The sequence below is a fragment of the Marinobacter salinus genome, from assembly GCF_001854125.1.
Taxonomy (GTDB): Bacteria; Pseudomonadota; Gammaproteobacteria; order Pseudomonadales; family Oleiphilaceae; genus Marinobacter; species Marinobacter salinus.
In genome coordinates, this window is the sequence record NZ_CP017715.1 from 1,754,607 (window position 1) to 1,780,764 (window position 26,158).

Annotated in this window: 25 protein-coding genes; 6 read left to right on the top strand and 19 right to left on the bottom strand. The window is 56.8% G+C overall.

Going from position 1 to position 26,158, the window contains the following annotated elements; genetic code table 11:
- Window positions 1-6: 6 nt before the first annotated feature.
- The 11 genes from truD to BKP64_RS08120 all read right to left on the bottom strand — a co-directional run bounded on the left by truD (window position 7) and on the right by BKP64_RS08120 (window position 13,318).
- A complete protein-coding gene (gene truD / locus BKP64_RS08065) occupies window positions 7-1,104 on the bottom strand; it encodes a tRNA pseudouridine(13) synthase TruD (protein WP_070968311.1) in 1,098 nt (365 codons plus the stop codon).
- Window positions 1,101-1,580: a 2-C-methyl-D-erythritol 2,4-cyclodiphosphate synthase gene (ispF, locus tag BKP64_RS08070; protein ID WP_070968315.1), complete on the bottom strand. Its 480-nt coding sequence runs from the start codon at window positions 1,578-1,580 to the stop codon at window positions 1,101-1,103. Before ispF ends, truD begins: the two co-directional genes overlap by 4 nt.
- Before the next feature lie 26 nt (window positions 1,581-1,606).
- Window positions 1,607-2,305 carry a 2-C-methyl-D-erythritol 4-phosphate cytidylyltransferase gene (gene ispD, locus BKP64_RS08075; protein WP_070968318.1) on the bottom strand — a complete coding sequence of 233 codons (699 nt, stop codon included), beginning with the start codon at window positions 2,303-2,305 and terminating at the stop codon, window positions 1,607-1,609.
- A 13-nt stretch (window positions 2,306-2,318) separates the two neighbouring features.
- Entirely contained in the window at window positions 2,319-2,591 is a 273-nt protein-coding gene (locus BKP64_RS08080) for a septum formation initiator family protein (protein ID WP_070968320.1), read from the bottom strand.
- 200 nt (window positions 2,592-2,791) lie between these two features.
- Window positions 2,792-4,087 (bottom strand): phosphopyruvate hydratase, encoded by a 1,296-nt coding sequence (eno, locus tag BKP64_RS08085; RefSeq protein ID WP_070968324.1) that lies wholly within the window; start codon window positions 4,085-4,087, stop codon window positions 2,792-2,794.
- A 200-nt stretch (window positions 4,088-4,287) separates the two neighbouring features.
- Entirely contained in the window at window positions 4,288-5,133 is an 846-nt protein-coding gene (gene kdsA / locus BKP64_RS08090; RefSeq protein WP_070968327.1) for a 3-deoxy-8-phosphooctulonate synthase, read from the bottom strand.
- 2 nt (window positions 5,134-5,135) lie between these two features.
- Window positions 5,136-6,764 (bottom strand): CTP synthase, encoded by a 1,629-nt coding sequence (locus tag BKP64_RS08095; RefSeq protein ID WP_070968330.1) that lies wholly within the window; start codon window positions 6,762-6,764, stop codon window positions 5,136-5,138.
- Between the two features lie 87 nt (window positions 6,765-6,851).
- On the bottom strand, window positions 6,852-8,207 hold the full coding sequence (gene tilS / locus BKP64_RS08100; RefSeq protein ID WP_070968333.1) for a tRNA lysidine(34) synthetase TilS: 1,356 nt from the start codon (window positions 8,205-8,207) through the stop codon (window positions 6,852-6,854).
- On the bottom strand, window positions 8,191-9,144 hold the full coding sequence (gene accA, locus BKP64_RS08105) for an acetyl-CoA carboxylase carboxyl transferase subunit alpha (RefSeq protein WP_070968336.1): 954 nt from the start codon (window positions 9,142-9,144) through the stop codon (window positions 8,191-8,193). The genes tilS and accA overlap by 17 nt, the downstream gene beginning before the upstream one ends.
- A gap of 177 nt (window positions 9,145-9,321) precedes the next feature.
- On the bottom strand, window positions 9,322-12,804 hold the full coding sequence (gene dnaE, locus BKP64_RS08115) for a DNA polymerase III subunit alpha (protein ID WP_070968342.1): 3,483 nt from the start codon (window positions 12,802-12,804) through the stop codon (window positions 9,322-9,324).
- A gap of 46 nt (window positions 12,805-12,850) precedes the next feature.
- On the bottom strand, window positions 12,851-13,318 hold the full coding sequence (locus BKP64_RS08120) for a TlpA family protein disulfide reductase (RefSeq protein ID WP_070968344.1): 468 nt from the start codon (window positions 13,316-13,318) through the stop codon (window positions 12,851-12,853).
- Window positions 13,319-13,387: 69 nt separating this feature from the next.
- On the opposite strand from BKP64_RS08120, the gene arsC reads away from it, so the two are divergent.
- Genes arsC through tfpB form a run of 4 tightly spaced genes read left to right on the top strand, consistent with a single transcriptional unit; the run spans window position 13,388 to window position 16,632 of the window.
- Complete coding sequence (gene arsC, locus BKP64_RS08125) at window positions 13,388-13,741, top strand: arsenate reductase (glutaredoxin) (RefSeq protein ID WP_070968347.1); 354 nt, start codon at window positions 13,388-13,390, stop codon at window positions 13,739-13,741.
- Between the two features lie 40 nt (window positions 13,742-13,781).
- Window positions 13,782-14,387 (top strand): NAD(P)H:quinone oxidoreductase, encoded by a 606-nt coding sequence (gene wrbA / locus BKP64_RS08130; RefSeq protein WP_070968349.1) that lies wholly within the window; start codon window positions 13,782-13,784, stop codon window positions 14,385-14,387.
- Window positions 14,388-14,444: 57 nt separating this feature from the next.
- On the top strand, window positions 14,445-14,804 hold the full coding sequence (locus tag BKP64_RS08135) for a DUF2069 domain-containing protein (RefSeq protein ID WP_070968352.1): 360 nt from the start codon (window positions 14,445-14,447) through the stop codon (window positions 14,802-14,804).
- A gap of 10 nt (window positions 14,805-14,814) precedes the next feature.
- Window positions 14,815-16,632 carry a type IV pilus assembly ATPase TfpB gene (gene tfpB, locus BKP64_RS08140; protein ID WP_070968355.1) on the top strand — a complete coding sequence of 606 codons (1,818 nt, stop codon included), beginning with the start codon at window positions 14,815-14,817 and terminating at the stop codon, window positions 16,630-16,632.
- Between the two features lie 14 nt (window positions 16,633-16,646).
- Here the strand turns inward: tfpB and BKP64_RS08145 are convergent, their stop codons facing one another.
- The 8 genes from BKP64_RS08145 to smrA all read right to left on the bottom strand — a co-directional run bounded on the left by BKP64_RS08145 (window position 16,647) and on the right by smrA (window position 23,328).
- A complete protein-coding gene (locus BKP64_RS08145) occupies window positions 16,647-17,687 on the bottom strand; it encodes a DUF3080 domain-containing protein (protein WP_070973609.1) in 1,041 nt (346 codons plus the stop codon).
- Between the two features lie 55 nt (window positions 17,688-17,742).
- A complete protein-coding gene (gene mtnC, locus BKP64_RS08150) occupies window positions 17,743-18,435 on the bottom strand; it encodes an acireductone synthase (RefSeq protein WP_070968358.1) in 693 nt (230 codons plus the stop codon).
- Window positions 18,432-18,992, bottom strand: a complete 561-nt coding sequence (locus BKP64_RS08155) for a 1,2-dihydroxy-3-keto-5-methylthiopentene dioxygenase (protein WP_070968360.1) — start codon at window positions 18,990-18,992, stop codon at window positions 18,432-18,434. The genes mtnC and BKP64_RS08155 overlap by 4 nt, the downstream gene beginning before the upstream one ends.
- Window positions 18,989-19,615, bottom strand: a complete 627-nt coding sequence (locus BKP64_RS08160) for a methylthioribulose 1-phosphate dehydratase (RefSeq protein WP_070968362.1) — start codon at window positions 19,613-19,615, stop codon at window positions 18,989-18,991. Before BKP64_RS08160 ends, BKP64_RS08155 begins: the two co-directional genes overlap by 4 nt.
- Before the next feature lie 105 nt (window positions 19,616-19,720).
- Window positions 19,721-21,925, bottom strand: coding sequence for a xanthine dehydrogenase family protein molybdopterin-binding subunit (locus BKP64_RS08165; protein ID WP_070968365.1), 2,205 nt, complete (start codon window positions 21,923-21,925; stop codon window positions 19,721-19,723).
- A gap of 1 nt (window position 21,926) precedes the next feature.
- Window positions 21,927-22,409, bottom strand: a complete 483-nt coding sequence (locus BKP64_RS08170) for a (2Fe-2S)-binding protein (RefSeq protein ID WP_070968367.1) — start codon at window positions 22,407-22,409, stop codon at window positions 21,927-21,929.
- An 82-nt stretch (window positions 22,410-22,491) separates the two neighbouring features.
- A complete protein-coding gene (locus BKP64_RS08175) occupies window positions 22,492-22,683 on the bottom strand; it encodes a membrane lipoprotein lipid attachment site-containing protein (RefSeq protein WP_070968369.1) in 192 nt (63 codons plus the stop codon).
- A 63-nt stretch (window positions 22,684-22,746) separates the two neighbouring features.
- A complete protein-coding gene (gene smrA / locus BKP64_RS08180; protein WP_070968372.1) occupies window positions 22,747-23,328 on the bottom strand; it encodes a DNA endonuclease SmrA in 582 nt (193 codons plus the stop codon).
- A gap of 167 nt (window positions 23,329-23,495) precedes the next feature.
- Between smrA and BKP64_RS08185 the strand changes: the two genes are divergently transcribed.
- A complete protein-coding gene (locus tag BKP64_RS08185) occupies window positions 23,496-25,409 on the top strand; it encodes a putative nucleotidyltransferase substrate binding domain-containing protein (RefSeq protein ID WP_070968375.1) in 1,914 nt (637 codons plus the stop codon).
- Window positions 25,410-25,425: 16 nt separating this feature from the next.
- Window positions 25,426-26,133 (top strand): 3'-5' exonuclease, encoded by a 708-nt coding sequence (locus BKP64_RS08190; protein WP_070968377.1) that lies wholly within the window; start codon window positions 25,426-25,428, stop codon window positions 26,131-26,133.
- The last annotated feature ends 25 nt before the right edge of the window (window positions 26,134-26,158 follow it).

Consider the following 26,158-nt stretch of genomic DNA (forward strand, 5'->3'; position numbering starts at 1 on the left):
GCCTTGTCAATTGTTATGTTGGCCGAGGCTCATATCCTCAAGCTCAAAAATATCGCCCAGAATGGTGGTTGCGTACTGGCCAGGTGCCAGGAAAAACGCCAGTGTCAGGTTGCCATCAGCCTGCCATTCCCAGGCCAGCTCCGCCGGCCGCACCGCCAATGGCCGGCGTTCCGGCTTCATGCGGGTCGTCGAAAACAGCCGGACAAGCGCTGGCGCCTGGTCGACAACGCCCTGCTCCAGTTCTGCCTGAACTCCGCCAGCACTGGTGCCACCGTCACCCCAGAGCGGGCCGGTTACCTCCAATTCATTACCAGCAAGCCCGGGCTCGCCGTTAATGGGCGTCAACCAGCTACCCTGTTCCACCCTGAGCGCCAGGACTTCGTTAAATAGCCAGGAACGTGCCGCCGAAAAGTACAATACGTTTTTAGAGCCCTCTCTGCCAGCGCGGTTTTTGCCTTTGCGACCGCGACCACCTGAGCGTCCCCGTTGATCCATGGCGTCAGGGCCCATCGCCGCTGCACGGTCAAGGTTGGCCCCGGCTATGCCAAATCGCTGCGGACCGAAATAATTGGGAGCCCCCTGTTCTTTCAAGTGATCCAGAGCCGCCTCGACACTCGCCTTGTCACCGGCAATATCCCGAAGGGTAATGATAAAGCGGTTTCCACGATGGTCCCCTCGACGGAGTTTGCGACTGTACCGGCACGCAGAAAGTACTGGCCAACGCCCGGAAATTTTATCAATAAAAGCGGCATCCTCTGCCGCCAGTCCGGGACGGTAAAGGCTGAACCACTGCCGGGTCACGGCGTGGCGGTCTTTCAGGCCACAAAAACCAATGTCGAAGGACCGGCATCCCGACAGCGTCGCCAACTCTCGGGCAACATACTCGGTGTTATCACCACGCTTCTCCAGCCGGAGGCAAAGGTGCTCCCCGTCACCGGGAATCGATGTTAAATCCGAATTCCCGAAGAATCCTTCCAGACCAAGGTCCTCATCCACCTGGAAGTCTTCCGGGCCTGACTTCAACTTTGCGCTGGCAACCCGGCCACCTCCTGAGGTGGGCCAGTCCAGTCGCCAACGGTCGGAGGGTGAAGTCGTGCTACTCACGAAGCAACTGGCTCCATGAGACAAATAGCCTGGCAGGCAATGCCTTCTTCCCGCCCCGTAAAACCAAGTCTCTCGGTGGTCGTCGCCTTGACACTTACACGATTCGGCGGAATTCCGAGATCTTCGGCAATGTTCAGTCGCATGCCTTCGATATGAGGAGCCATTTTCGGTACCTGAGCAATGATGGTGCTATCGATATTGACCACTGCATAGCCTTCATCCTGCACCCTGGCCACAGTCCTCCGCAGCAAGTCGCGGCTGTCGGCACCCGCCCACTCATCGCTGGTGTCCGGGAAAAAGTGCCCGATATCGCCCAGCGCCAACGCTCCCAGAAGGGCGTCCGCCAAAGCGTGCAGCAGCACGTCACCATCGGAATGGGCTTTCAGGCCCTGGCTGTGAGGGATTGAAACACCACCAAGGATTACTGCATCACCTTCACAAAAGGCGTGGACATCAAAGCCCTGACCAATTCGCATAACCTAACTCCGGAAAACCAGAAAATTCAGAACCGATTGAGAATAAACCCAGCAAGGTCCAGGTCAGCCGGGACGGTGATCTTGATATTATCCGACCGACCTTCCACCAGAACCGGCATGTTACCGGAAAACTCCATGGCAGAGGACTCATCGGTCACCGGGTGGCCACTCGCCAGGGCCTGCTCCAGTGCATCAACGAGCATGGAATAACGGAACATCTGAGGCGTCAAAGCCCGCCAAAGCTGACGCCTGTCCATCGTTTTGACGACCTCAGGGGGAGTTCCATCCGCTACCTTGATCGTGTCAGCGACCGGCGCAGCCAGAAGCCCTCCAACCGGATGGCCCAGCACAGTGTCCACCAGACGGGTCAAGTCGTCGGAATGAACACAAGGACGTGCCGCATCGTGCACCAATACCCAGTCATTATCCTCTACCTGTTCGGCAAGGGCATGGAGGGCGGAAAGGACCGAATCGCCGCGCTCGGCGCCACCGGTGCAGGTTTGAACACGGCTATCCTTGCTGGCATCGGCATCCTGCCACCAGTGATCGGCAGCGTTGAGGGCAACCATGCAACCGGCGAAGCGGGCAGAGTCCAGCAACCGTGACAGTGTGAGGTCCAGAATATAACGGTTGTTGATACGAAGGTATTGTTTCGGGCACTCGGCCTGCATACGCTTGCCTATGCCGGCCGCAGGGACTATTAGCCATAATCGGGGAGAAGTCATGGGGAGGGCGTCTTTAATTCTCTACAACCAGAAAGAAGGTTTCGTTCTCGCGAATCAGCCCCAGGTTCATTCTGGCTCGCTCTTCCACGGCGCCCTGCTCATTTCGCAGGTTCCGGACCTCTGCATAAAGCCGTTCGTTGCGAGTAGACAGCTCCGCGTTCTCTTCCCGTTGCTCGGCTACCGATTTCTCCAGGGCCCATACTTGCGCAAAGCTGCCCTCCCCGACCCACAGGCGAACCTGAAGCAGGAGTATCAGCACTACCATGATGGCCCAAAGCAATTTCATTGCCGATTCCGTTAAGAGTTTACCGATCAAAAATTCAACGTTGGACGTTGAGTATAGACCTTAGAGTAGATTAGCAACAAATTCTTCTAACCGGTTGTGTAAAAAGGCCATCGTAACTGAATTTTCATCCAGAACACGATGGCCTTAACATTTTTTCAACCACGATCGAATGACCGTATTTCAAAATGAAGGAGCCAGACTCAGCTCTGCCCCTTGATCTCGCTCAGACCGCGGTAAGGTGCCTTGCCATCCAGAGCTTCTTCAATACGAAGCAGCTGATTGTATTTGGCGACACGGTCAGAACGGCACAGGGAACCGGTCTTGATCTGGCCCGCGCAAGTGGCGACCGCAAGATCCGCAATAGTGGTATCTTCAGTTTCACCAGAGCGGTGTGAAATAACCGCCGTGTAACCGGCGTCCTGCGCCATCTTGATGGCGTCCAGAGTTTCGCTCAGGCTACCAATCTGGTTGAACTTGATAAGAATCGAGTTGCCCACGCCTTTTTCGATACCCTGTTTCAGGATTTTGGTGTTGGTAACAAACAGGTCATCACCGACCAGCTGAATCTTGCTTCCGAGCTTATCGGTCAGGACTTTCCAGCCATCCCAGTCGCTTTCATCCATACCGTCTTCGATAGATACAATCGGATAACGCTCGGACAACCCTGCCAGATAGTCGGAAAAACCTTCAGAGTCGAAGCTCTTGCCTTCTCCGGAGAGCTGGTACTGGCCATCCTTATAGAACTCGGACGAGGCGCAGTCCAGAGCCAAGGTCACGTCGGCACCCAGCTTGTAACCCGCCTTCTCCACCGCTTCCTGAATCACCGCCAGTGCCGCTTCGTTGGACGGCAGGTTTGGAGCAAAGCCACCTTCATCCCCTACCGCAGTGTTCAAACCCTGGGCCTTCAGCACTTTTTTCAGGCTATGGAAAATCTCCGCACCAACTCGCAGGGCCTCGGAGAAGCTCTTGGCGGAAACCGGCTGAACCATGAATTCCTGGATATCAACGTTGTTATCCGCGTGCTCACCACCGTTCAGGATGTTCATCATCGGCACCGGCATGGAGAACTTGCCAGAGGTGCCGTTGATGTCGGCAATGTGCGCATACAACGGCTTGCCCAGGGAGATAGCCGCCGCCTTGGCCGCAGCGAGGGAAACTGCCAGGATTGCATTGGCGCCCAGATTGGCCTTGTTCTCGGTACCGTCGAGATCCAGCATGATCTGATCCAGAGCACGCTGATCAGCGGCATCTTTTCCTACCAGCGCCTCGCGGATCTTGCCGTTCACCGCTTCTACGGCCTTCAGAACGCCCTTGCCCAGATAACGGGAAGCGTCACCGTCACGCAGTTCCAGGGCTTCCCGGGAACCGGTAGACGCACCAGACGGCGCACAAGCACTGCCCACCGTTCCGTCTTCGAGAATAACGTCTGCTTCGACAGTAGGGTTACCGCGGGAATCCAGAACCTCACGGCCTTTGATGTTGGCAATCTTGGTCATTCGAATGATTCTCCAATTTTTCAATATCTAAACGGTTCAAACTCGAAGTTCGGCATAGAGCAGGTGCGGGATGACTTTCCGAAACTGTGCGGAGCCAGGGATGGCGGAGCCCAAGCGTCACATGGATGTGCCGCAAGGAGCGTGTTTCGGAAAGTCATCCCCCACCTGCTCGTACTCCTAAACAAAACAAACACCGCCAATCAGGCGGTGTCGATAGGTTTAAAGCTTTTTACCAGATCATCCACAGCTTTCACTCGCTGCAGGAAAGGCTCCAACTGGCTGAGCCGCAAAGCGCAGGGACCATCGCACTTGGCCTTGTCCGGGTCCGGATGGGCTTCCAGGAACAGGCCGGCCAAGCCCTGGGACATGCCCGCCAAAGCCAGATCCGTAACCTGGGCTCTGCGGCCACCGGCAGAATCGGCTCGTCCGCCCGGCATCTGCAGGGAGTGAGTAACGTCGAACATCACCGGTACGTTCATGGCTTTCATAATGCCAAAGCCCAGCATGTCGACGACCAGGTTGTTGTAACCGAAGCTGCTACCCCGCTCGCACAGAATCACCCTATCGTTGCCGGCTTCCTCGCACTTGGTGATGATGTGCTTCATTTCCTGAGGAGCCAGAAACTGGGCCTTCTTGATGTTGATCACCGCACCGGTTTTCGCCATGGCGACCACCAGGTCCGTCTGGCGGCTCAGGAAAGCCGGCAGCTGGATGATGTCGCACACTTCGGCTGCCGGAGCGGCCTGGACTGGTTCGTGGACGTCCGAGATAATGGGAATACCAAACTTGCTCTTGATGTCCGCCAGTATCTGAAGACCTTTCTCCAGGCCGGGGCCACGGAAGGAATTCACAGACGACCGGTTGGCTTTATCAAAAGACGCCTTGAAAACGTAGGGAATACCGAGCTTGCCGGTGGCCTCAACATAGGCCTGAGCCACTTCCATGGCCAGTTCCGGCGACTCGAGGACGTTCATGCCGCCAAAGAGCACAAACGGCTTGTGGTTGGCGACGTCTATTCCCGAAACGTTTACAGTGCTCTGCGCCATGCTCAGGATCCTTTCTTGCAGGCCAGTGCTGCCTCAACGAAGCCCCTGAACAGCGGGTGGCCGTCACGGGGTGTGGAGGTAAACTCCGGGTGGAACTGACAGGCGACAAACCAAGGGTGATCCGGCGCCTCAACAACTTCTACCAGGCGGCCATCGGTCGAACGGCCAGAGATCTGGAGACCAGCTTCTTCCAACCTCGGCAGGAAATGGTTGTTCACTTCATAGCGGTGACGGTGACGCTCGCGAATGGTCTTCCTGCCATAGCAGTTGGCGATGGTTGAACCTTCCGTCAGCACGCAATCCTGAGCACCCAGGCGCATGGTCCCGCCCAGATCGGATTCTTCGGTCCGCTCTTCGCGCTCACCGGTGGAATCCAGCCACTCAGTTATCAGACCGACGACCGGCTCTGGCGTGTGCTCGCGGAATTCGGTGCTATGGGCGTCTTTCAGGCCTGCTACGTTGCGGGCATATTCGATGACAGCCACCTGCATGCCCAGACAGATCCCCAGATAGGGAACCTTGTTCTCGCGGGCATACTGAACTGTGCGAATCTTTCCTTCAACGCCACGCTCACCAAAACCGCCGGGAACCAGAATGGCGTCCGCGCTCTCCAGAGCGACGGTGCCGTCACGCTCAATGTCTTCGGAATCAATGTAATTGATATTGACCTTGGTTCGAGTCTTGATGCCAGCATGGAGCAGAGACTCGATCAGCGACTTGTAGGCGTCGAGCAGCTCCATGTATTTGCCGACCATAGCAATGGTGATTTCACCCTGGGGATTCATCAGGGACTCCACCACATCATCCCACTCGCTCAGATCCGCCGGTCGCGCATCCAGGCCGAAACGCTCAATCACCAGCTGATCCAGACCGTGCTCATAGAGCATACGGGGGATGGCATAAATGGACTTGGCATCCTGCAAGGGAATGACCGCCCGCTCTTCAACGTTGGTAAACAGCGCAATTTTACGACGAGAGCTGACATCCACTTCGTGTTCGGATCGACACAGGAGAATGTCTGGCTGCAGGCCAATAGAACGCATTTCCTTGACGGAGTGCTGGGTAGGTTTGGTCTTGATCTCGCCTGCGGTGGCGATGTAAGGGACCAGAGTCAGGTGCATGAACAGGGCACGCTGAGGACCGACTTCGACCTTCAGTTGTCGGCAGGCCTCAAGGAATGGCAGGGATTCGATATCCCCTACCGTGCCGCCAATTTCTATCATGGCAACATCTGCGCCCGCCGCGCCTTCCACTACTCGGCGCTTGATCTCATCAGTAATGTGGGGAATAACCTGGACGGTGCCGCCCAGATAATCACCTCGGCGCTCCTTTCGAATCACTTCTTCGTAAACGCGACCGGTGGTGAAGTTGTTCCGACGGCTCATCGGCGTGCGGATGAACCGCTCGTAGTGGCCCAGGTCGAGATCGGTTTCCGCGCCGTCTTCGGTGACAAAAACCTCACCGTGCTGGAACGGGCTCATGGTGCCGGGGTCCACGTTGATGTACGGGTCCAGCTTGAGAATAGTGACCTTCAGGCCGCGTGCCTCGAGGATCGCAGCCAGGGAGGCTGAAGCGATACCTTTCCCCAAGGAGGACACGACACCGCCGGTGACGAAAATATAACGCGTCATGCAGATTCCATGATTGTCTGGTTCGGTGAAGGAGGGAGATTGTCATCTCAAGATGGGACGCCAGACTACCAGAAAGCCCCTCCCTACTCAATCACAATCCCTCTCCACAATCAGCCGCCAGCCGGCGGCGGGGGCGCTTCCCGAGTATTGTTCAGAACACCACAAATCGCCAACTGCAATCAGTTCTCCGACACCCTCGGAACCCGCAAAAACCAAAGGCAGACGGGCCCTCTCCCAAGGTGGAACCGCCTTTTCCTGAAGCCAATTTTTCAGGGATTTCGAGGATTCCCGAGGGGAAAACCGAAGGCGCTCCCCACCTTGCCTCGTAGATACCCTTATTGGCGGGATCGTCTGTTCCGGGTTAGTACCCGGCTCCAGACCAAGCGTCCACTCCCCCCATTTCAGTTTTTCGCCTGGCGCGATGGTTGCCACCCTCCTGGCCACATCAACCGGATCCGGAACCAGATACAGCCGCCCCTGAAACCGGCGCAGACTGAAGCCCTCACCCAGCAGCTCCGGTTCCCGGTCCTCTCCGGCCTCGAGCAGGTCATGCATCACCTGACGCCAGTCAGAGAGCTGCGGGGGGTGAAAGCCACGTTTCCGGATCCACCAGCGCAACATGTTCCTCTGCTCCGACAACGTCAGTGCTTTCACACCCGCAACCAAAACGCGGCCCTCGCCGTCAGAACACCCTGCCCACTGGATTTCAGCAAGGCGGCCGTTCAGAAACTCACTGTCAGCACAAGCGCTGGCGCTGTGGCGAACCCTTCGGGCAAGTCCTGGCCATCGGGCCTTTAGCCGCGGCAGAATAGCGTGGCGCAGATAATTGCGATCATAAACCTGATCAACATTGCTGGGGTCTTCGACCCACGACAGCCCAGCTTCTCTCGCCCACCGAACAATGTCATCGCGCGCCAGATCCAGCAACGGGCGCGCGAGATGACCAGCTCCCAGCTTGCGGGAACGGGGCATGCCAGCCAGACCGGCCACGCCGCTACCCCGGAGCAAACGGAACAGAACAGTCTCGGCCTGATCATCACCATGGTGGGCCATGAGCAGCAAGTCGCCCGGCTCCAGAATCTGTTCGAAGACTGCGTAACGGGCTTTGCGGGCAGCCTCCTCCACGCCGCCAGCCCCCGAATCATTCCCTCCGGTATTGACGATCACCCTGCGGGCAACAAAGGGAATGCCCAGCACGCCGCATTGCTCCCGGCAAAAGGCCTCGGCCTCACCAGCATTGGGCTGGAGCTGGTGATTCACATGGATAGCCCCCAGTGGGACCCGGGAGCGGTGGCAGAAGGCCGCCAGATGCAGGAGCAATACAGAATCGAGTCCACCGCTGAGGGCAACCCACAGGCGGGAATGCGAGGGAAGCGACCTGACCGGCTCACATAGCGTATCCGGCCAGGCAAATCCGGAGCCGGGCTTAGCGCCCGGTGTCATAGCGGGTGAGCCGCTCGTAACGGCGGGATACCAGCTCATCTTCCGGAAGACGGCTCAATTCCGCCACACCCTTGGCCAAAACCTCTTTCAGGGAAACGGACATTTCCTCCGGGTTTCGATGGGCTCCGCCCAAGGGCTCCTTGATCACGTTGTCCGCAAGCCCGAGGTCTTTCAGCCTGTCTGCGGTGACGCCCATCGCTTCCGCCGCCTGGGCAGCGTATTCCGCACTTTTCCATAGGATGGATGCACAGCCTTCGGGCGAAATGACTGCATAGGTGGAGTACTGGAGCATGTTCAACTGATCGCAGACACCAATCGCCAGCGCGCCGCCAGATCCGCCCTCACCGATAACCGTGGAGATGATCGGAGTTTTCAGCCGGGACATCACCGCGAGGTTGAATGCAATAGCTTCACTCTGGCCGCGCTCTTCCGCTCCGATGCCAGGATAGGCACCCGGCGTATCGATAAAAGTCAGAATCGGCATCCGGAAACGTTCCGCCATTTCCATAAGACGCAGCGCTTTGCGATAACCCTCAGGACGGGGCATGCCGAAATTGCGTTTGACCTTCTCCCGCACTTCCCGGCCCTTTTGATGACCAATCACCATCACCGGCTTGTCGTCCAGGCGCGCGGTACCACCAACAATGGCCTGATCGTCGGCGTAACGACGGTCACCATGCAACTCGTCAAAGTCCTCGAAAATCGATTCAATGTAATCGAGGGTATAGGGCCTGCGCGGGTGCCTTGCCAAACGAGCGACATCCCAGGGCTTCAGGTCCGAGAAGATACTCTCGGTCAGGCTGACGCTCTTTTTCTTGAGACGGCTGATTTCATCGGTGATGTTGATATCGGTATCGTTGCCCACCATGCGAAGCTCTTCGATTTTAGCTTCGAGGTCGGCAATGGGCTGTTCAAAATCCAGATAGTTAGGGTTCATGATGTTCCATCATTTGATTGCCAGGCGGGAAACACTCCGCCAAACCAGAATTTGGGACAAAGATATCAGCGCCGGCAACGTGGCTAAAGCGGACATTGGTATGAGTCCGCTTTCTGACAAAACCGTAATTTTTCAAGGTGTCAGCCATACCTGCGCCCAGAACCTTGCCGGACTTAGTCAATCATAGACCAGTTCTACGGACTGGTCGCCCACGAGATACCTGAGTTCCAACAGAAGATTATCGTCAGGCTGCACGCGCCAGGAATCCCCAAGCTCTATTCGGGTCCGGGCCTCCGGACTGCTGTACTCTATCCAGACCGGACTACCCTCACAACGAAATGGCCGAAGCGTGGTGTCCAGCTTCTCCAGAAGTCCGTTTTGAAGCTGGTCTGCGCTCAGTGCCAGCTTCAGTCCACGACTGAACTGCTGGCGCGCGGTGCCAACGTCCATCACCGAACTTACCCGCATCTTCATCTGGCCGGAATAATCGTCATGACTGACCTGGCCTTCCACGACAATCACCTGATCGGACTGCAGCAGTTCCCGGTTTTCAAAAAAGGCTTCCGAAAACAGTGTTGCTTCAATCCGGGCACTGCGGTCATCAAGGGTGATAAAACACATGGTGGAACCGGTTCGGGTCTTCATGGTGCGCTGAGCCACCACCAGGCCCGCCACTCGTTGCGGCGACTTGTTGGGTTTCAGGTCGGCAATGGAGGAGCGAACGAAGCGCCGAACTTCTTTTTCATACTCATCGAACGGGTGACCGGTCAAGTACAGCCCCAGGGTATCCTTTTCACCTTTGAGCCGCTGCTTTTCGGGCCACTCCCGAACTCCCGCCACATCGGCATAAGGATCGCCGCCTTCACCGTTTTCAAGCATTTCCCCGAACATATCCATCATGCCCACGGATTCGTTCCGAGACTGCTGATCTGCCTGCTGCACGGCCTTGTCGATGCTGGCCATGAGCTGCGCCCGGCCTGCTCCAAGCTTATCCATCGCGCCGGAACGAATCAGGGCTTCCATAGCCCGTTTGTTCACTTTCTTCAGGTCCACCCTGCGGCAGAAATCGAAGATATCCTGATAGGGCTCTCCGTCGCCCCTTCCCTCCACAATGCTCTGGATCGGACCTTCGCCCAGCCCCTTGATTGCACCGAGTCCGTAAACAATCTGTCCTTCGTCATTTACGGTGAAGGTGAAATCAGAGCGGCTAACATCCGGAACCAGAAGATCAAGCTTCATGTTCCTGCACTCTTCCACCAGCGTGACCACCTTGTCGGTGTTCTGCATGTCGGCGGTGAGCACCGCAGCCATAAACTCGGCCGGGTAATGCGCCTTCAGCCACAGGGTCTGGTAGGAAACCAGTGCGTATGCGGCCGAATGCGATTTGTTGAAGCCGTAACCGGCAAACTTCTCTACCAGGTCGAAGATGTTTTCCGCCAGGGTCTTGTCGATGCCATTCTGCTCACAGCCATCCAGAAAAAACTGTTTCTGCTTGGCCATTTCCTCAGGCTTCTTCTTGCCCATCGCGCGGCGCAGCATGTCGGCGTTGCCGAGACTGTAGCCGGCCATCACCTGGGCGATCTGCATGACCTGCTCCTGGTAAAGGATAACCCCGTACGTAGGCTCCAATACGGGCTTCAGGCCCTCATATTGATAGTCAGGATGCGGGAAAGACATGGGCTGACGACCGTGCTTCCGATCGATGAAGTCGTCAACCATGCCGGATTGCAGCGGGCCTGGCCGGAACAGGGCAACCAGTGCAATCATATCTTCCAGGGAGTCCGGCTGCAGGCGACGAATCAGGTCTTTCATGCCTCGGGATTCCAGCTGGAATACGGCAGTGGTTTCCGCTTTCTTCAGCATGTCGAAAGACGGAACATCTTCCAGCGGAATCTCGTTGATATCGAGAGGAGGCAGATCCCGGCTTTCCCGTCTCGGATTGATCATCTTCAGTGCCCAGTCGATGATCGTCAGGGTCCTCAGACCCAGAAAGTCGAACTTCACCAGGCCGGCATCTTCCACGTCACCCTTGTCAAACTGGGTCACGAGGCTGCCACCCTCATCATCGCAATACAGGGGTGAGAAATCGGTAATCTTGGTGGGCGCGATCACAACGCCACCGGCGTGTTTACCGGCATTACGGCAAACACCTTCCAGCTTCAGCGCCATTTCCCAGATTTCCTGGGCTTCTTCGTCCTGTTCCAGAAAATCCTTGAGCTGCGGTTCCTGCTCAATGGCCTTATCGAGCGTCATGCCCGGCTCGAACGGGATCATTTTGGACAGCTTGTCGGCCAGGCCGTAAGACTTACCCTGTACCCGCGCCACATCCCGGACCACGGCCTTGGCAGCCATGGTTCCGAAAGTAATAATCTGGGAAACCGCTTCACGACCATATTTCTCAGCCACATAGGCGATAACCCGGTCCCGGCCTTCCATGCAGAAATCAACGTCAAAGTCGGGCATGGATACCCGCTCGGGGTTCAGAAAGCGCTCAAACAGCAGGTCATACTCAAGCGGGTCCAGATCGGTGATCAACTGGGCGTAGGCCACCAGCGAACCGGCACCGGAACCCCGGCCGGGCCCTACCGGCACGCCGTTGTTCTTGGCCCATTTGATGAAATCCATAACGATGAGGAAGTAACCCGGAAACCCCATCTGGATAATAATATCCAGCTCAAAGTTCAGACGCTTGTAATAGGCCGCCCGTTTTTCCTCGTAATCCGGATCATCCCTGCTCAGAGTCTTGGCGAGCCGTTCTTCCAGCCCGTCCTCGGACACCTTGCGAAAATACTCGTCCATTGTCATCCCTTCCGGGATGGGATAGTTCGGCAAAAAGTATTCGCCCATTCGCACCTTTACGGAACAGCGGCGGGCAATTTCCACAGTATTTTCAATGGCCTCCGGAATGTCGGCAAACAGCTCGATCATTTCCTCGGCACTGCGCAGGTATTGCTGGTCACTGAACCGCCGGTCCCGGCGCGGATCATCCAGGGTCCGGCTCTCGCCAATGCAGACCCGGGCCTCATGGGCCTCAAAGTCCTCTGCATCCAGGAAGTGCACATCATTGGTGGCGACAACCGGAAGCCCCAGATCCTGGGCCAGCTGCACGCTCAGGTGCAGGCAGTCTTCGTCACCTGCACGACCTGTCCTCTGCAGTTCCAGGTAACAGGCACCCGGATAAAGATTCATCCAGTAAGCAGCCCGTTCTCGGGCAAGCTCAGGCTTCTCTGCCAGCAGGGCCTTCCCGATATCTCCGAGTTTTCCGCCAGACAGCATGATCAGACCATCTGGCCGATCTTCGAGCCATTTGCGCTGAATGATCGGCTTTCCAAACCGCTGCCCTTCCGTGTAACCCAGCGAGATGATCTCTGTGAGATTCAGGTAGCCATCGTTATTTCTGGCCAGCAATGTCAGCCTGAACGGATTGTCCGGCTCGTCCGGGTTCTCCAGCCACAGATCCCCGCCGATGATGGGCTTTACCCCGGCGCCGGTTGCGGCTTTGTAGAAACGAACCAGCGAGCACATGTTGGACTGCTCGGTAAGACCCACCGCTGGCATGCCCAGCTCGGCTACACGGCTGACAAGAGGCTTAACCCGCACCAGTCCATCGACCATGGAGTATTCAGAGTGCACGCGGAGGTGAATAAAAGTCTGCGGCATAACGTCAGGCACTTCCTGCTAGTAAATTCTGTTGGGGCCTCGGCACTCAGCCGCCGATCAGGGCCCGGATGTCGTCTTCTGTCTGGGGACCAAACCGGGCCTCCAGCAAATCTCCGTCTGGATTCACAATAAAAGTGGCGGGTAATGCAACCGGCGTTTTCCAGCCCAGCATCTGGCCAGGATCATCCGCCAGAAGGGTGAACTCAATACCCATGCGCTCCCCCAGCTTTTCCAGTTCTTCGCCCCGGACACCGTCGAAGTTGACACCTAGAACGGCAATGTCCGGCGCCTTATCAAGCTCATTCAGTTCCGGAATTTCTTCAAGGCAGGGTTTGCACCATTCAGCCCAGTAATTAACCAGAACCCACTGGCCCCTGAGTCGGTCCCACCCCATCTTTAGCCCATCAGCGCGCTCAAACTCCATTTTCTCACAGCCGGCGGTGAGCAAAATCAGTAACAAGATTCCAAAACGAAAACTCCAATTGCGAAACCATCCGGTTGCAGGGTACTGCACAAGAAAACCTCCTGTTAGACTACGGCCCACGTAAAACCGCTGTTTCCATTCAGACAATCAGGCCAGAAGATGACAGAACCGACCCGGATTTTCCACAACCCGCGCTGTTCAAAATCACGTCAAACCCTTGAACTGCTTATGGATCGGGGCATTGAACCGGAAATTATACGCTACCTGGAAACACCACCAACAGAGCAGGAGCTGACCGACATCGTCAGTGCGCTTGGACTCGAGCCAAGAGATCTGATGCGCACCAAAGAAAAGGAATACAAGGAGCTCGGGCTGGACAGCCCTGACCTGAGCCGCAATCAGCTGATTGCGGCCATGGCCGCTAACCCGAAACTGATTGAGCGGCCTATTGTACTCGCGAATGGCAAAGCTGCGGTAGGCCGACCGCCTGAAAACGTGTTGTCTATCCTGTGATTCCGACCGTCAGCGCCCCCGGCAACAAGGAAGCTCGCGAATGTCAGATCCTTCACCGTATATTCTGATACTGTATTACAGCCGCAATGGACAAACAGCCGAGCTCGCCACGCAAATTGCGAGGGGTGTATCCAGAGTGAGCGGCATCGAGGCACGACTGCGAACTGTACCAACGGTTTCGCCAGATACCCATGCCTCATTGCCCCCGGTGCCTGATGCTGGCGCGCCTTACGCGACCAAGTCAGATCTGGCGAATTGTGCCGGGCTGGCACTCGGCAGCCCAACCCGCTTCGGTAACATGGCCGCGCCGCTGAAACACTTCCTCGACACAACCGGCGACCTCTGGCTCAGTGGCGCACTTGCCGGGAAACCCGCAGGCGCCTTCACGTCGACCGGCAGCCTTCACGGTGGCCAGGAAACCACGCTGCTGACCATGATGGTGCCGCTGCTGCACCACGGCATGCTACTGTGCGGCCTGCCCTATACCGAGAAAGCTCTCGGGGAAACCGAAACCGGCGGTACGCCGTATGGTCCTACTCACTGGGCGGGCACCGGAGAGCAGCTCCCTTTGAGTAATCATGAGAAATCGCTTTGCCAGGCCCTCGGTGAACGCCTGGCCAGGATCGCTCTCAAATTGTCGGCGTGACACCTATACAGCCTTTGCCTCATAGCAAGACCACTCACCCTTTTCCGGAAACAGATTATGCTCAAAAACCCGAAAGCCAGGAACACTGCCCGGCTGACCCTTTTCCTATACGTAGCGGTGCTTGTGACGCTGGTTGTCACAACTTTCTACCCGGCACCCGTTGAGGGGGTCTCCATTGCGCTGATACTCACCGTCAAGCTGTTACCGCTGCTGGCTTTCGCGGTCCCCGTATTCCTGGGCAACAACCGTGGCTACATCTGGCTGGCCTTTGTAGTCATCTTCTATTTTACCCAAGCTGTTGTTTCCGCCTGGCTGAGCGAGGGGGCCGCCGGGCCGGTGACTCTGACCGTGCTAACCTTGCTGCTGTTCATAATGGCCATGGTTCATCTGAAAGTGAACCGGCCGATACCGGAATAAGCGAGACCCCATGTCTGACACCAAGACTCCTGAACAGGCCCGCCCTCTGGCTCCTACCCGTTCCACGCTAACGCTAAGGGATGTGTGCACAGCGCTGGTGACCAGCGGTGAGATCAGCCAGGAAGACGCGGAACGGGTTCTGACGACCAATATTGGCACCTCCTCAGGGGCCGGGCAGGCAACCAGGCGCCACCCTCTCGATCTGGTAGCGATGGCCGCCCTGACCAGCCAAAAAACGGGCCGGACGCTTGATCTTGACCGATTAAGCCAGTGGCTGGCTGAATGGGCCGGGCAGCCTTACTACCACATTGATCCTCTTAAAATTGACACACCCGCCATCGCCCGGGTGATGTCCTACGCATTTGCCCAGCGCCATGGAATATTAGCGGTTGAGATCGGGCGGGATGAAATACTCGTTGCCAGTACCGAACCATTCAAGAATGAGTGGGAAAGCAACCTACGCCAGGCTGTTGGCAAGGACATTCGACGAGTCGTTGCCAACCCGGAAGATATCCGTCGTTATACTGTCGAGTTCTACCAGCTGGCCAGCTCCGTGAGCAAGGCCGGTGGCGGCCAGTCGTCCAGTGGTGCCGGCAACCAGAACTTCGAACAACTACTGGATCTTGGTACCAGCAGCGAAAACCCGGACGCCAACGACCAGCATGTGGTCAAAATTGTCGACTGGCTGCTGCAATACGCTTTCGATCAACGCGCCTCGGACATCCACATTGAGCCGCGCAGGGCCGTAACCCAGGTCCGTTTCCGGATTGATGGTGTCTTGCACAATGTTTACGAATTTCCTGAGCATGTCGGCGTCGCCGTCACCAGCCGGCTCAAGATTCTCGGGCGACTGAACGTTGCGGAAAAGCGCCGCCCTCAGGATGGTCGCATCAAGACCCGGAAACCGGATAACAGCGAAGTGGAACTGCGCCTCGCGACCATGCCCACGGCCTTTGGCGAGAAGATGGTCATGCGGATCTTTGACCCGGAAGTACTACTGAAGTCCTATGAACAGTTGGGGTTCAGCAAGGAAGACCGGGAGCGCTGGAATACGATAACGTCCCGACCCCATGGCATTGTTCTGGTTACCGGCCCCACCGGTTCGGGAAAGACCACCACGCTCTACTCCACTCTGAAGCAGATTGCCTCGCCCGAGCTGAATGTCTGTACGATTGAAGACCCAATAGAAATGGTAGAGCCGGCTTTCAACCAGATGCAGGTCCAGACCAACATAGATCTGACCTTCGCGGCTGGCGTGCGGGCATTGCTGCGGCAGGACCCGGATATCATCATGATCGGCGAGATCCGGGATCTCGAAACCGCAGAAATGGCGGTACAGGCCGCTCTTACGGGACACCTGGTACTCTCTACACTGCATACGAACGATGCTCCGAGTGCCATTACCCGGCTGATGGAGCTCGGTATTCCGCCTTACCTGATCCGTGCAACTGTCCTGGGGGTTATGGCCCAGCGATTGACCAGAACGCTCTGCCCTCACTGCAAAGCACCGGCCCCCGCAGATGAACAAGCCTGGCAAACGCTCACCCGCCCGTGGAAGGCCACATGTCCCAAGCAGTTTTATCAGCCTGTTGGCTGTTTGGAGTGCCGCAACACCGGCTATCTGGGCCGGGCCGGCGTCTATGAGATCATGAGCCTCTCAGGAGGCTTGGTCCAACAGATCACAGAGCAGTGTGAGCTGGAGCAACTTCGGCTGGATGCCTATAAGGAAGGCATGAAATCACTGCGACTGAGCGGCGCCCAGAAAGTGGCCTCGGGGCAGACCACCGTGGAGGAGATCCTGAGAGTAACGCCGGAAAGCCAGCGCTGAAGAGAGAGCAAATCTCAGGCGCCAGGCCGCAACCCGCAATGCTCCAATAATTTTTGCCAGTTTCTGGTGTGGCGCATCATGGCCTCATCCAGCTCCCGCCAGAGGCTTCCCCTGGCGGTCCGGGAAAGATGACGCCCGAACCAGGGCTCGAAAACGGCCGGCATGGTCTGTTCCTGGATTTCAGCAAGCGTGGCTAATGGCTCGATCAGAGCCGCCCTCGCCTGCTGGACCTCGCTCATGTAAGGCTGGATTTTTTCAATGTAGATACTGAAAAACATGCTCTGAACAATATCCGACTGGCTGTTGGGCTTTTCATTGAGACACAGGGGCCTGCCCTCAACCCTCTGGCGAATCAGGGCCGTCGCATCATTCAGGCGAGCAGTGAGCAGGCTGGCGCTGTTGAGCAGCTGCCCGGCGCGGTGCTCCGCCTGCCAACGCTGGTGAACATTTCCGGCAAATGTCAGAGAAGTATCGAGATTCCCGCCAAGCAAGGTTGCTACGGCATTGTTTAACTGCCTCAACTCAATAACCAGATCCGAAACCGGGTTACCCTCCGGTGCTACAGGGTATGCACCTTTGGCAAGTGTAAACAGGCTCTCAACCTCCTCAACCCCCCAGGTCGCGTTCCAGATGGCGATTGGCAGTGATTCCCGCTTGCTTTTAATAGCGGACTCAAGCGCTTCAGTCAGCTCCTCATCCTCCACTTCCGGAAGACACTCTCGCGCTGCATTGATAAAATCCACTTCGTAACGCAGGCGATTCAGAGGTTGCATGAACTTGCCCATTACGGAATTTTTCTCTCCGACCACACGCTGCAATTCGCAGCCATAGAGAGACAGGAAGTCCAGCATCCCCATCTCCAGCTCAGGTATGGGCAGCACCCGCTCACGTCGTCGGGGAATCCGGGAAACGGGCGCCGGATCAGAAAATCTGGGCTCGATTTCAAGCACCCGGGCGACTCGCTCCACATATTCGTCCATCATGGGTCGCGCTTCGGAGAAAGGGTTACAACCGGTCAGAATCATCATTGCCAGTCCCGGGGCAAGCATCCTCATCCATTTGATTTCCGGCACGGATAGCTCCTGACCTGATGATTGTATGGCAGAGGTATTACCGCTTCCGTAGCAGTGTATCCACCTCCTCGAAGTCACGAGCCACAAAACGGCTGGTCTCGGGCAGTTCGCCCTCCCGAACCAGCCATGCCGATTTCATTCCGGCGGCTTCCGCGGCGTCCAGCTCTGCCTCCACATCAGAGAGAAACAAAACCGTTGACGCCTCCACACCCAGTTCATTCAGAATATTGCGATAAGACTCCACTTCCTTCTTACCGCCGATGCGGGTATCAAAATAACCCGAAAAACAGGGGGTAAAGTCACCGGCCGTGGTAAAACCGAAAATAAGTTTTTGCGCCTTGACGGACCCTGAAGAATATACGAACAGACGCAAGCCTCGATCATGCCAGCGTTGCAAGCAATCAGCCGCATCGGGATAGATATGGCCCTTCAGTTCGCCCTGCTGGTAGCCCTGCTCCCAGACCATACCCTGGAGCGCTTTGAGGGGCGTTTCCTTACGGTCGTCGCGGATCCACTCCTGCAGGGTCTCAATCAGCCCTTCAATGTCGTGACGCTCCAAGCCGGCATTGGCCGCCACCATATCAAGCTGCTCGCGCACCGCCGGATCGTCCTGGTAGTGAGCTCGCACGAAGCCGGGAAGGTGTTTTCTGGCATAGGGAAACAGGACATCGTGGACGAACGAGATCGAGCTGGTAGTGCCTTCGATATCTGTCAGGATAACCCGGATCATTCCGCGGCTCCCGCCAGGGCCTCATAGCGAGGCAAGCGCCCGGCGATATCCTCACCGGTAAAGTCAGCGACCCAGCCGTCAGGATTGGAAAACAAACGAATACAGGTAAACTCCGGCTCCGGCCCCATATCGAACCAGTGGCGGGTTCCGTCTGGAACACTGATCAGGTCGTTTTTCTGGCACAAAATGGCAAACACCTGGTCGCCGAAGTGCAGGTAAAACAGCCCTTGCCCACGAACGAAGAACCGGACTTCATCTTCACGATGAATGTGCTCATCCAGGAATTTCTGGCGAAACGCCTCTTTCTGGGGGTTGTCCGGATTAAGACTCACCACATCGGCGGTCTGAAAACCGCACTCAGCTTTCAGCTCTGCAACTTCATCCCGGTAAGCCGCCAGAATATCCTCGTGGGAAGCGCCTGCAGGCAACTCCCGGGTCGGCCACTGCTCAAACCGGACTCCGTGTTTTTCCAGAAGCTCCTGAATTTCAGAAGGATTTTCCGTCACGGTGCGGGCCGTCTCCGGCTGGTTCTGATCAAAGATACTCAATGTAGTCATGGGCGGACCCTCATGGTTTCAAGCTCACATTCAAACAAAAATTCAAAGGCCTCCACATGGCGCAAGCAATCCGCCATGGTTTCTCCCCAGGTATACAGTCCGTGGCCGCGAATCAGGTACCCCGGCTGATCCCGGTGACCTTCAAACCAGGCTTTGGTTTCCCGGGCCAGGGCGTCGATGTCCTGGGTGTTTTCAAACACCGGAACGGAAAGCACAGAATCGTGGGTCTGCACGCCACTAAAGGCTTTCTGAAGCTCGTATCCTTCGAGGGTCAGCGGCTGACCTTCCGGTACCAGCCGACTCAGCACCGTGGCCTTGACGGAGTGGGTATGCAGCACCGCACCTACTTCGGGAAATAGCTCGTACAGTACTGTATGCAACCGCGTTTCTGCGGAAGACCGGCAGCTGCTCTGAACCGACTGGCCGTTCAGCCCCACAACCATAACGTCGCCCGCACCCAGCTCCCCCTTATGGCGGCCGGACACGGTGATGGCAATGTTCTGGTCATCGATTCGGGCAGAATAGTTGCTGCTTGTTGCCGGCGACCAACCGCGCTCGTAAAGGAAACGGCCGGCTTCGACGATGGCATCTGCCGCGACGGCATATCGGGTTACATCAAGCACAGGTTCCCCCAGGGTTTTACACGCCTTCAAAGCGCTCATCTGCCAACATTATAGGGATGGTGAAGCGACCCGCAAATGCTGCCTTGCGGCGATCAGACAGGCACCTCAGGCATCGGCTCTCAGTGGCAGACTTCGTTGCCGTTTACCAGTCAAGGCAAACAGCGCATTACCCAGCGCGGGGATAACCGGCGGCACACCAGGTTCGCCCACACCCGTTGGAAGTTCCCGGCTATCCACGATGTCAACAGTCACTTCCGGGCGCTCATATTGGCGCATCAACTGGTAATCATGGAAGTTGCTTTCCCGGACTTCCCCATTATCAAAGTGAATTTCGCCGTAAAGGGCCGCTGTCAGACCAAAAAGAATGCCGCCTTCAATCTGGTCCTCAACAACACGCGGGTTCACCACCTCGCCGCAGTCTACGGCGGAAGAAACCCGAAACACGCGAATCGCGCCATTCTCGATACCAGCCTCGACCACCTGAGCCACATAGGTACCGAAACTCCTGAATAGGGCAATACCGCGGGCGCGGCCTTTCGGCACAGGTTCTTCCCAGTCCGCCAGCCGGGCCGCACGATCAAGAACCGCAAGATGCCTTGGTTCGTCTGCAAGCAGTTTACGGCGGAACCGGTAAGGGTCATCGCCCGCCTCGTAAGCCAGCTCGTCCATGAACGTCTCTACGGCAAATCCGTTATGGGAATAGCCGACGGAACGCCACCAGGTGATCGGGACTCCGGGATCAGTATGAGTGTGGCGGATATCCACATTTTCTACACCATAGGGATATTCGATGGCACCCTCGATCGCGGACATATCTTTTGGCGTCGCAATGCCCTCCGCCATCAGGCCCACTTTACCCAGGGTGTCGTAAAGGAACTTTGGAGCCCAGGGATACTGGGCGGGCGCGGCGTTGCGCACATACCACGTGAGAATCTGTGGGCCGACGATCTGATGATGCCAGCCTGTCAACTGGCCGCCCTCCATCGAGGCCGTCATCCGGTGCAGCATCGCAGGGCGATACAAATCGTGTCTGGTGTCTTCTTCCCGCGACCAGATAACCTTCACTGGCTGGTTCATACGGAAAGAAACAGCAGCGGCTTCCTCAATGAAGTCCTGCGTCAGCCGGCGGCCAAAACCGCCGCCCAGAAACGTTGTGTTGATGGTGACGTCATCCGGAGACAGGTCCGTCGCACGAGCAACGGCAATGCGCCCGAGATCGGGCGCCTGAGTCGGTGCCCATACCTCTGCGCTGTCACCACGATACCAGGCGGTGGCATTCATCGGTTCCAGGGTGGCGTGAGCAAGATAGGGCTGCGCGTATTCAGCCTTTACCAGCGCAGCAGCATTGCCTGCCGCGTTATCAAAATTACCCTCGCTACGCTCGGACTTGCCTGGGTCTTCATCCGCAGCTGCCCGGTACGAATCGAAAACGTCGCTGGTGGATAGTGACAGCGCTTCCGAGAAATCCCACTCCACCTGCAGCGCATTCTGGGCTTTGCGCGCTCGCCAGTATTTGTCGGCGACGACCGCGACACCACGCTCAATCCTGAAAACATCAAGAACCCCCTGCATGGCCCGGACTTCGTCGCCGTTAAACGCCTTTGCACGACCTCCATGCCGGGGTGAGCGGCTCACCACGGCATAGACCATGCCCGGCACGTGAACATCAATGCCGTATTCGGCGGTACCTGTTGATTTCGCACGTGCGTCCAGCCTTCCAGCCTGTTTGCCAATGTATTTCCAATCACTTCGGGGTTTGAGCGCGACGTTGCCACGAATGACCTCTTTGGACGCCAACTCAACCAGCTGGCCATACCCCATGGAATCAATACCGTTAGGGTGCAGCACCCGACCTTCACGCGCTGAACACTCGGCTGAGTCGACCTTCCATACCCTTGCCGCCGCCATGACCAGCATCTGACGGGCCGATGCACCCGCAGTTCTCAGGGGCTCCCAACTGGTGGCGATACTGGTGCTGCCACCCGTGAGCTGAAGCTTGTATAGCGGGTTGCGATATTCAGGCGCAACGGGAGCAAATCGGGGGGTGATCGCATCCGGCCTCACCTCTAGCTCTTCTGCGATCAATGTTGTGAGGCCGGTATAGGTTCCCTGCCCCATCTCCACCCTTGCCAGGGTGAACCAGATTTCGTCGTTTTTGGTCAGTTCCAGCCAGGCGTCAGGCTTCCACTCGCCGCTTTCAGCCTGATAGCCGGTCTGGATACCCGCGCACCCCGGTAGTGAGAGCGAGAGCACCAGGCTACCTGAGGTGCCGGCACTGACTTTAAGGAAATCCCGTCGATTCATACCCATGTTACGCGCCCTCCTTCTGATCCGGACGCACAGTACCTGCAACTGACTCGACGGCTTCGATGATCCGGGAATATGTGCCGCAACGACACAGGTTGCCGGTCATGGCTGCAACGATCTCATCCCGTTCAGGAGAGGGGTTGGTCGCCAGCAGGTGGGCAGCGCTCATTATCTGCCCGGACTGACAGTAGCCACACTGAGGCACACCATGATCAATCCAGGCCTGCTGCAGCGCATGCAGATTCTCGCTTGTACCGAGCCCTTCAATAGTCGTAACGCGACCACCCGCAGCCATCTCCACCGGTGTGGAGCAGGAACGCACCGGCTGGCCATCAAGGTGGACCGTACAGGCACCGCACAAACCAGCCCCGCAACCGAATTTCGTTCCTTTAAGCCCCAGTTCGTCCCGGATCACCCACAACAGAGGCGTGTCGCCCTCTACGTTCAACGAGCGTTCCTCTCCATTCACCGTCAGGCTCAATGCCATTACCCTGCTCTCCCTTCGTGTATTCCGGAAACCCAGCTCGCGTTCCTGCTTTCATGTCCGCCAGAGGACCTGACCGGAGCACTTACTTGACGACATCCTCGCCATCCTTGTTGACCCAGATCTTACGCTCACCGGCCTCCATCTGACCATTGGAGTCCCAGACCTCTCGGTTCTCGGTGGCTGCTTCCACCTTGCCGTTGTCATTCCAGATAACACGGTCCTTACAGCCCGAAAGCGCAACTACAGCAAACAAGATCAACGTTACTTTTTTCACGCAAAATACCTCCAAAGCACCGCTTGCGCGGCGTGATTTTGAACTTTAATGCTTATGAGACCGCTACCGGGTCCCGTGAACCTCACGGTTGTGCTGCTTGTCTCGTTCACTTTTTCGCACCATGACATAGACGGCACCGGTTCCACCATGGTGTTTCTGGGCCGAATGGAAGGCCAGAACATCATCCAGTTCGGGCAGCCACTTGGCCAGGTAGCTTTTTAACTGAGCGATACCATCGGGGTTGCGTTCGCCTTTGCCGTGCAGAATTATCACGGAACGCAATCCATATCGGACACAATCCCCGATAAATGCAAAAACCTCCCGCCGTGCCTGCTCAACCGTCATCCGGTGCAGATCCAGACGCGCCTCGATCGGATATTGACCGAGCCGGAGCTTACGATATACGCCATGCTGTATTCCCGGACGCTGCCACCCCAGCACGTCGTGGGCCGTCAACGGCTCCACAATATCCGATGTCAGCGGATTTTTGTCTTTGATGGGGGCCTCAACCGCAGCACGCTGCCGCTCCAGATGCCCTGGCGTCAGCTCCCTGGGGGCCTGGACCTCAGCCCGGTTTGGTTTTCTGATGCGCCGGACATCTTTCATTTCTTCAAGAAAACTCAGGCGCTCGTCTTTGGTGGTCATGGCAATGCTACTAATATCATGGTTAATTCAGGAACTTTACCACCCGCTCCGTTTGCCATAAAGAAGTGCTGGCGCAGCTCCCCGTGCGACGAAAATCGTAGGGCTCTGCAAGCACTCCTTGAACTACACTGCATTCGGACAATAATAATGAAGGAATGGATCCATACATGGCAGCGAACCAGGACACGACCCGCCCCCAAAACACCCGCGCCATCATGGCATTTTTACGGGAACACGCTCCTTTCTCCAGCATGGATGACACCCATCTCGCTCATTTCGCCGAGCATGCGACGTTGCGATTCTTTGCAGATGGTGACGAGGTCCTTTCTCCGGAAGATGGAATCATTAAAAGGTTCTACGTTGTCAAGCAGGGACGGATTCGTGGAGAACGCCACAACGAGAAGGAAGACAAGGCCGAAACCACCTTTGAAATCAGCCTTGGCGAATGCTTTCCCCTGGCCGCCCTCATTGGCGAGCGCCCGACCCGAACGTTACACAGAGCCGCTGGTGACACCTTCTGCCTGAGTATTGAGCAGGACGCTTTTATTACCTTGTTTTCGGAGAGCGAGCCCTTCCGGGATTTCTGTCTCCGTGGTGTAAGTAGCCTGCTGGATCAGGTAAACCAGCGGATTCAGTCCAATGCCATGGCATCCATGGGGTCCAGCAACTCACTTGATACCCCACTGGAGCGCTATGCACTTCGCAATCCAATTGTGTGCTCACCGGACCTGCCAGTGCGAAAGGCAGTGGCGCGGATGCACGAAAACAATTGCGGCAGCATTATCATTACCGACGACAACCGGCACCCCACCGGGATATTTACCCTGCGCGATCTGCGCACCATGATCGCCGAGGAAAAGGGGCCGCTGGATACACCGATTCAGCAGGTAATGACGCCAGACCCCTGCCGCCTCCCCGCACATGCGGACGCGTTCGAGGCTGCCATGCTGATGGCGGAACATCACTTTGCGCACCTGTGTGTCGTCGACGAGGACGACCGGTTGATTGGCGTTGTGTCGGAACGGGACCTGTTCGCTCTGCAACGGGTAGACCTGGTCAACCTCGCCCGCACCATCGGCACCGCCACGCACCTGCGCACTCTGGTCAGCCTTCGTTCGGATGTATCGCGCCTGGTTGACGCAATGCTTGCCCACGGTGCCGACTCAGGCCAGGTAGTGAAAATCATAACCACACTGAATGACGTGACTGTGCGGCGCGTGCTGGAACTGAACATCAGAAAGAACGACCCTGGCATCCCTTTTACCTGGCTGACGTTCGGTAGCGAAGGCCGTCAGGAACAAACTCTGTTGACCGACCAGGACAACGGCATCCTGTTCCGGACACCGGAAGGAATGACGGAAGACCAGGTTCGTGAAAAGCTCCTGCCGTTCGCCCAGACCGTCAACAAGGAACTGGCTGAATGCGGCTTCACCCTCTGCAAGGGCAACATCATGGCCAGCAACCCCAAACTCTGCCTGAGTGAACGTGAGTGGGATGACTGGTTTATCAGATTTATTGATGCATCCACCCCCCAAAACCTCGTCTATTCGTCCATATTTCTGGACATGAGAGCAGTTTTCGGACCCGCAGAGCCTCTTCATAAGCTGCTTGACAAGGTTCTCAGCCGCATCCGCAAGAATGCCCTCTTCCAGAAAATGCTCGCGGGCAATGCGTTTCAGCGAAAACCTCCGCTAACAATGTTCCGGAACTTTCGCTATGTCACCGATGGAAATAAACACTTATTGGACTTGAAACGCCAGGGTCTGGCGCCGTTTGTTGAGTCGATTCGTGTGTTCGCGCTCGCAAACGGCGTTGAGACAGCCAATACCCTGGAACGTATGGACGAGCTGGCCAAAAAAGGGGTCTTTGATTCAAAAGACGCCAATGCGTGGAAAGAAGGCTACAGCCTGATTCAGGCAATCAGGATGCGTGCTCACCAGGAGATGCTGAATCGGGGCGAAGAGCTGACCAACTACATAGACCCTGACGACCTGAACCCGCTCGACCGACGGATCCTGAGAGAATCCTTCCGGCAGGCACAGCGCCTGCAGCAGAAGCTGGAAGTCACCTACCAACTCTGAAGACCGGGCCAGAACTATGCTGGAGAGAATCAAGCAGTGGATAGAACAGCGACGGGGCGGCAAAGTTGGCAGCCATGATCCGGACAACCTCCCAAACCCCAAAGTCCCCGCGGATCAATTACTGACCGAGTGCCGGCTAATTGTTCTGGATCTTGAGACTACAGGCCTCAACCCCTCCAAAGACGAGGTCATCGCCATAGGCGCCGTTGCAATTTCGGGCGGCGTCATTCACCTGGACGACCAGTTTGACCTGATTCTCAGACGTCCGGACCTCGATATCCGTGAAACTGTGTTGATTCATGGAATCGGTCCCGAAGCGCTGACCCAGGGCCACGAAACCGAAGACGCCCTGCTTTACCTGCTTGAATGGATGAACGGAGATCCGGTACTGGCCTACCACTCAGCCTTTGATCAGAAGTTCCTGGAAAAAACACTGCGAAGCCAGCTCGGGTACACGTTGACCCATACCTGGATGGATGTCGCCGACTTGCTGCCCGCCGTCTTCCCGGACGCAAAAACCGGCGGAAAAGGACTCGATAACTGGGCCGATTACTTCGGGCTTGAGGTCAGTGCACGCCACCACGCCGCAGCAGACGCCCTGGCAACCGCAGAACTTACCCTGGTGGCACTGAATAAAGCCCGAAAAGAAGGGTTAAAAACTCTTCGGGAGTTTCACGACAAGCTTCATTACCACCGTCGCCTGCAAAACATGCATCGATTTTGACGGAAATCTAATCGGGTTCACAGAA

Excerpts from the sequence above, each read along its gene's own strand:
- ispF (WP_070968315.1), bottom strand. The coding sequence starts at position 1,580 with ATGCGAATTGGTCAGGGCTTTGATGTCCACGCCTTTTGTGAAGGTGAT.
- ispD (WP_070968318.1), bottom strand. The coding sequence starts at position 2,305 with ATGACTTCTCCCCGATTATGGCTAATAGTCCCTGCGGCCGGCATAGGC.
- BKP64_RS08080 (WP_070968320.1), bottom strand. The coding sequence starts at position 2,591 with ATGAAATTGCTTTGGGCCATCATGGTAGTGCTGATACTCCTGCTTCAG.
- eno (WP_070968324.1), bottom strand. The coding sequence starts at position 4,087 with ATGACCAAGATTGCCAACATCAAAGGCCGTGAGGTTCTGGATTCCCGC.
- kdsA (WP_070968327.1), bottom strand. The coding sequence starts at position 5,133 with ATGGCGCAGAGCACTGTAAACGTTTCGGGAATAGACGTCGCCAACCAC.
- BKP64_RS08095 (WP_070968330.1), bottom strand. The coding sequence starts at position 6,764 with ATGACGCGTTATATTTTCGTCACCGGCGGTGTCGTGTCCTCCTTGGGG.
- tilS (WP_070968333.1), bottom strand. The coding sequence starts at position 8,207 with ATGACACCGGGCGCTAAGCCCGGCTCCGGATTTGCCTGGCCGGATACG.
- accA (WP_070968336.1), bottom strand. The coding sequence starts at position 9,144 with ATGAACCCTAACTATCTGGATTTTGAACAGCCCATTGCCGACCTCGAA.
- dnaE (WP_070968342.1), bottom strand. The coding sequence starts at position 12,804 with ATGCCGCAGACTTTTATTCACCTCCGCGTGCACTCTGAATACTCCATG.
- arsC (WP_070968347.1), top strand. The coding sequence starts at position 13,388 with ATGACAGAACCGACCCGGATTTTCCACAACCCGCGCTGTTCAAAATCA.
- wrbA (WP_070968349.1), top strand. The coding sequence starts at position 13,782 with ATGTCAGATCCTTCACCGTATATTCTGATACTGTATTACAGCCGCAAT.
- BKP64_RS08135 (WP_070968352.1), top strand. The coding sequence starts at position 14,445 with ATGCTCAAAAACCCGAAAGCCAGGAACACTGCCCGGCTGACCCTTTTC.
- tfpB (WP_070968355.1), top strand. The coding sequence starts at position 14,815 with ATGTCTGACACCAAGACTCCTGAACAGGCCCGCCCTCTGGCTCCTACC.
- BKP64_RS08145 (WP_070973609.1), bottom strand. The coding sequence starts at position 17,687 with ATGAGGATGCTTGCCCCGGGACTGGCAATGATGATTCTGACCGGTTGT.
- mtnC (WP_070968358.1), bottom strand. The coding sequence starts at position 18,435 with ATGATCCGGGTTATCCTGACAGATATCGAAGGCACTACCAGCTCGATC.
- BKP64_RS08155 (WP_070968360.1), bottom strand. The coding sequence starts at position 18,992 with ATGACTACATTGAGTATCTTTGATCAGAACCAGCCGGAGACGGCCCGC.
- BKP64_RS08165 (WP_070968365.1), bottom strand. The coding sequence starts at position 21,925 with ATGGGTATGAATCGACGGGATTTCCTTAAAGTCAGTGCCGGCACCTCA.
- BKP64_RS08170 (WP_070968367.1), bottom strand. The coding sequence starts at position 22,409 with ATGGCATTGAGCCTGACGGTGAATGGAGAGGAACGCTCGTTGAACGTA.
- smrA (WP_070968372.1), bottom strand. The coding sequence starts at position 23,328 with ATGACCACCAAAGACGAGCGCCTGAGTTTTCTTGAAGAAATGAAAGAT.
- BKP64_RS08185 (WP_070968375.1), top strand. The coding sequence starts at position 23,496 with ATGGCAGCGAACCAGGACACGACCCGCCCCCAAAACACCCGCGCCATC.
- BKP64_RS08190 (WP_070968377.1), top strand. The coding sequence starts at position 25,426 with ATGCTGGAGAGAATCAAGCAGTGGATAGAACAGCGACGGGGCGGCAAA.